The 4,019-nt window shown below is 51.8% G+C and carries 7 protein-coding genes; 1 reads left to right on the forward strand and 6 read right to left on the reverse strand.

What is annotated here, in order from left to right; all coding sequences use genetic code 11:
* Nucleotides 1-336, forward strand: a 336-nt coding sequence (locus tag B3P58_RS17895) for a helix-turn-helix transcriptional regulator (RefSeq protein WP_286719434.1), incomplete at its 5' end; no start/stop codon positions are given.
* On the opposite strand, the gene B3P58_RS17900 is transcribed toward B3P58_RS17895, so the two are convergent.
* From B3P58_RS17900 to B3P58_RS20810, 6 genes are all read right to left on the reverse strand, one after another.
* A complete protein-coding gene (locus B3P58_RS17900; protein WP_286719436.1) occupies nucleotides 333-1,256 on the reverse strand; it encodes a hypothetical protein in 924 nt (307 codons plus the stop codon). The genes B3P58_RS17895 and B3P58_RS17900 overlap by 4 nt on opposite strands.
* Nucleotides 1,257-1,366: 110 nt before the next feature.
* The gene (bcp, locus tag B3P58_RS17905) at nucleotides 1,367-1,780 is read right to left on the reverse strand and encodes a thioredoxin-dependent thiol peroxidase (RefSeq protein WP_349676602.1); all 414 of its coding nucleotides are present in this window, start codon (nucleotides 1,778-1,780) and stop codon (nucleotides 1,367-1,369) included.
* 71 nt (nucleotides 1,781-1,851) lie between these two features.
* On the reverse strand, nucleotides 1,852-2,130 hold the full coding sequence (locus B3P58_RS17910; RefSeq protein WP_145465761.1) for a hypothetical protein: 279 nt from the start codon (nucleotides 2,128-2,130) through the stop codon (nucleotides 1,852-1,854).
* 97 nt (nucleotides 2,131-2,227) lie between these two features.
* Nucleotides 2,228-2,677 (reverse strand): class I ribonucleotide reductase maintenance protein YfaE, encoded by a 450-nt coding sequence (gene yfaE, locus B3P58_RS17915; RefSeq protein WP_286719439.1) that lies wholly within the window; start codon nucleotides 2,675-2,677, stop codon nucleotides 2,228-2,230.
* 11 nt (nucleotides 2,678-2,688) lie between these two features.
* Complete coding sequence (gene nrdB / locus B3P58_RS17920; protein WP_145465760.1) at nucleotides 2,689-3,819, reverse strand: class Ia ribonucleoside-diphosphate reductase subunit beta; 1,131 nt, start codon at nucleotides 3,817-3,819, stop codon at nucleotides 2,689-2,691.
* Between the two features lie 56 nt (nucleotides 3,820-3,875).
* On the reverse strand, nucleotides 3,876-4,019 hold the full coding sequence (locus B3P58_RS20810; RefSeq protein ID WP_414716587.1) for a hypothetical protein: 144 nt from the start codon (nucleotides 4,017-4,019) through the stop codon (nucleotides 3,876-3,878).

Raw genomic sequence — 4,019 nt, forward strand, 5'->3', positions numbered from 1 at the left:
CTGCAACAACCCGATACTGCCGGGCTGGTCCAGCACTTTCTGCGTAACAGCACGGATTTATCGGTTGATCGTGATCAGCTGGCCCAGCGTCTGCATATGAGCGGCCGGACTTTGCAGCGTAAATTGCAGGATGATCAGACAAGCTTTCAGCAGTTGTTGGATGCAGAACGTCAACGGCGGGCTCTGATTCTGTTAACCACAACCAGTCTGCCTCTGACTCAGATCAGCGAGCAACTGGGCTTTTCAGAAAGCAGTACCTTTACGCGGGCTTTTAAACGCTGGGAAGGCGTGGCACCGCTGGAGTACCGCCAGCAGCATAAATCCTCCACCTCTTAAAACCGCCATTCGATGCCGCTGAAAAAGCGGTAACTGAGCAGGTTAATATCTTCAATACGCAGGCTGTCGTCATCACGGCGGCTGACAAACAGGAAGTTCTGGCTTTCGGCTGACAGGCTGTTCTGCCAGTGCAGATTGGGCGTAATGCGCACTCGCCATACACTGCCGAGCAGTAGTTTCAGGCTGATAAAATCATTGGCCAGCGCTGATTCATCCAGTAATGCCGCGTTACCATCGTCATATACCTGACCGTGCCCGAGACTGAATGCCCAGATCCCCCGCAAGCCAGGCAGTAATGGCTGGTGTTTAATGTTCAGTTGCCAGTAATCAAACCGTGCTGGTATTAAGGTCTCAAGGTTTGTGTTCTGCAGACGGACACTGAGTGGTTGCCATTGTTGTATGTGTTCCAGCCCGGTTGAGCTTATCGGGCTGCCGCTGCGGCGGGTATCCAGCTCCAGTCCCCACTGTTTTGTCGTACTGTTCAGCAGCAGAGTCTGTCCCTGCTGGTAGGACTGATCAGAAATGATCAGCGGTTGCTGCAGCTGGTGTAATTGCTGCAGTTTTTGCTGCTGTGCGCTGAAGGCGACCGTCATCATATCGATCTGGTACAGGGGAAGGCTGATGCGCCAGTCGCTGAATTCGCTATAGCCTTTGCTGCGTGACATTTCAGTGCGCAGACCCTGAGTCCATTCCAGTTGTGGCAGCGCTGGCAGCCAGTGTCGCCCATGCTGGGCTGGTTGTGGCAGAAGGTGGCATTCGACAGCGGCATACTGATCCCCCTCATCCTGCAGGGCAGGAATTCCGGCATAAGGCGCATGCACAAAACCGCCGGAGCAGCCGGCATAATGGCCGGCCCCGGCGAGGGCCGGTGCGGCAGAAAGAATACTGCTGATCAGCAGAAAAAATTCAGGGATTTTCATACAGCCTGTATCGGCCGCCCGGGACAGGAATTGAGGCTTTTTCAGGCGTCAGAGCGTTTTCAGAATATTAATCACATCATCATGATGGGTTTTGGTTTTGACCTTAGCCATCACATGCCGGAGCTTTCCCGGCTGGCATCAATAATAAAGGTTACGCGCTGGATGCCCATAAATTCTTTGCCCATAAATTTTTTCAGGCCCCAGACGCCATATTGTTCAGCAATGCTGTGGTCTTCATCCGACAGCAGATCAAAATTCAGATCGTATTTATCGATGAATTTCTGCAGGCGTGAAGGAGCATCCGGGCTGATGCCGAGTACTACAGTATTCAGTGCTTCGTATTCGCTGCGTGTGTCGCGGATGCCGCAGGCCTGAACGGTGCAGCCGGGGGTCATGGCTTTCGGGTAAAAGTACAGTACAACGTTTTTGCCTTTCAGTGCATTCAGCGTAACGTTATTACCGTTTTGATCAGGGGTGGTAAAGTCGGGAGCAGATTGCTCCAGTGGGGGGAAATTCAGACTCATGTTTATGCCTCGGTGCAAAAGCACCAAGGCTACCGCAGCGGCCTGATAAATCAAGCCACGTTGATTTCACTTCAACAATTAATACTGCGTTCGGACAGGTACTTTTCCAGTGTTTCACGGGCTTTATTGCCGGCCGGGCTGTTACGGAAAATAAACTCATGGGTTTTATTTTGCAGTACCAGCAGAACGTCAGAGCAGAAATCCCCTTCGTGTTCTTTACGCACTTTGCGCATCCGGGCTTCAACCAGAGTGTCCAGGTTGATGTAAAAATCGCCGGGCATCTCTTCCAGATGATCGCCGGCATTCATGCGCACCATTGCAACATTGGGGGTAATACATATGTAAGCCATCGCTGAACTCCTTGACCTTGCGTATTGTTATAACTGCCACCTGATAGTAGGGGAGGCGTGCGGCAAAAATGTTGATTCAGCGCAGGACAGGGAGGTTTTACAGCTTAATTTTGATATTGCTTTTAGGAATGCAGCAGCAGGGCAGAATATCGCCCTCGTTAAGCCAGGCCATAGGCTCTTCTGCATAGTGGACATCGCCCTCCAGCAGCTGCACACGACAACTGCCACAGTAACCTTCGCGGCACTGATAATGTACGGCAACGTCCTGAGCTTCGAGTGACTCCAGCAGGGTGGCTGCATGCTGGAAGTGAACTTCACGGCCATCGTCCAGCAATACATTGAACAGTGGCTTTTGCATGCCATCGAATTCGATCTGCGGGCTGGTTTCCGGTTGCTCCGGATTGCTTTCCGGCAGAAACAGCTCAGCCTGAAGCGGAGCAGCTTGCTCAGCTTCAGGTTGCAGGGCTTCGAGTTCGAAATTGCTGTCGGGCTGATTGTCCCCGGTCAGTTCGAAATCGTTGTCCGGGGTGTCAGGCAGTTTTTTCAAAGCAGCAGACATCAGAGGTCAAAATCACCCAGATCGGCGGTATCCACTTCACTGTCGATGGCGCCTACCAGATAAGAGCTGATTTCAGCTTCCTGCGGTGCTACCTGAACGTTATCGCTGTTCAGCCAGGCGTTAATCCAAGGCAGCGGGTTGTTGCGCGGCGGGAAAACAGGATCAAAACCCAGAGCAGCAATACGCTGATTGGTGATGTACTCAACGTACTGACACAGAATATCTTTGTTCAGACCGATCATGGAACCGTCTTTGAACAGATATTCGGCCCACTCTTTTTCCTGCTGTGCGGCTTCGCTGAAAATGCGTACAACGTCATCGCGGCATTCTTCGGCGATGATGGCAAATTCCGGATCGTCTTTACCGCGCGCCATGATCTGCAGGATATGCTGTGTGCCGGTCAGGTGCAGAGCTTCGTCACGGGCAATCAGCTTGATGATCTTGGCGTTACCTTCCATTTTTGCGCGCTCGGCGAAGGCAAAAGAGCAGGCAAAGCTGACGTAAAAGCGAATCGCTTCGAGCACGTTCACCGACACCATCATCAGGTACATGCGGCGTTTCAGTTCGTGCAGAGTGATTTCGATGGTTTCGCCGTTTACCTGATGCGTGCCTTCACCCAGCTGGATGTAGTAATTGCTCAGATTGATAAAACTGTCGTAGTACTCGGTAACCGAGATAGCACGGCGGGTGATGTGCTCATTACGGGTGATATCGTCAAAAATCTGCGCCGGATTAGGCACGATATTACGCACGATATGAGTGTACGAACGGCTGTGAATGGTTTCGCTGAATGACCAGGTCTCAATCCAGGTTTCCAGCTCCGGCAGAGAAACAACCGGCAACAGGGCGATGTTTGGTGAACGGCCCTGAACGGAATCCAGCAGCGTCTGATACTTCAGGTTGCTGACGAAAATATGCTTCTCGTGTTCCGGCAGATCAAGGAAATCCTTGCGGTCGTTGGTCAGGTCGACCTCTTCCGGACGCCAGAAGAAAGACAGTTGTTTTTCGATCAGATTTTCAAAAATCTTGTGTTTTTGCTGATCGTAGCGCGCCACGTTGACCTGTTCGCCAAAGAACATGGGCTGGGAAAAGGTATCAAATTCGTTGCGGTTAAATGTGGTATAGGCCATACGGGGTTCTTTCTCAAAGCAGCCACCGAGAGGTGGCTGCGACAGGTCTGAAATAATTAAATCTTACACGCGCCGCCTGCGCAGTCATCGTCTTCTTCGATCACAGCGTCTTTCTGCGGATCTTCCATACCATCGCGGGTGTTATGGTAATAGAGCGTCTTAAGGCCGTTTTTGTACGCGGTCAGCAGGTCTTTCAGCAG

The sequence above is a fragment of the Thalassolituus sp. UBA2009 genome (assembly GCF_002335285.1).
Lineage (GTDB): Bacteria > Pseudomonadota > Gammaproteobacteria > Pseudomonadales > Oceanobacteraceae > Venatoribacter > Venatoribacter alkanivorans.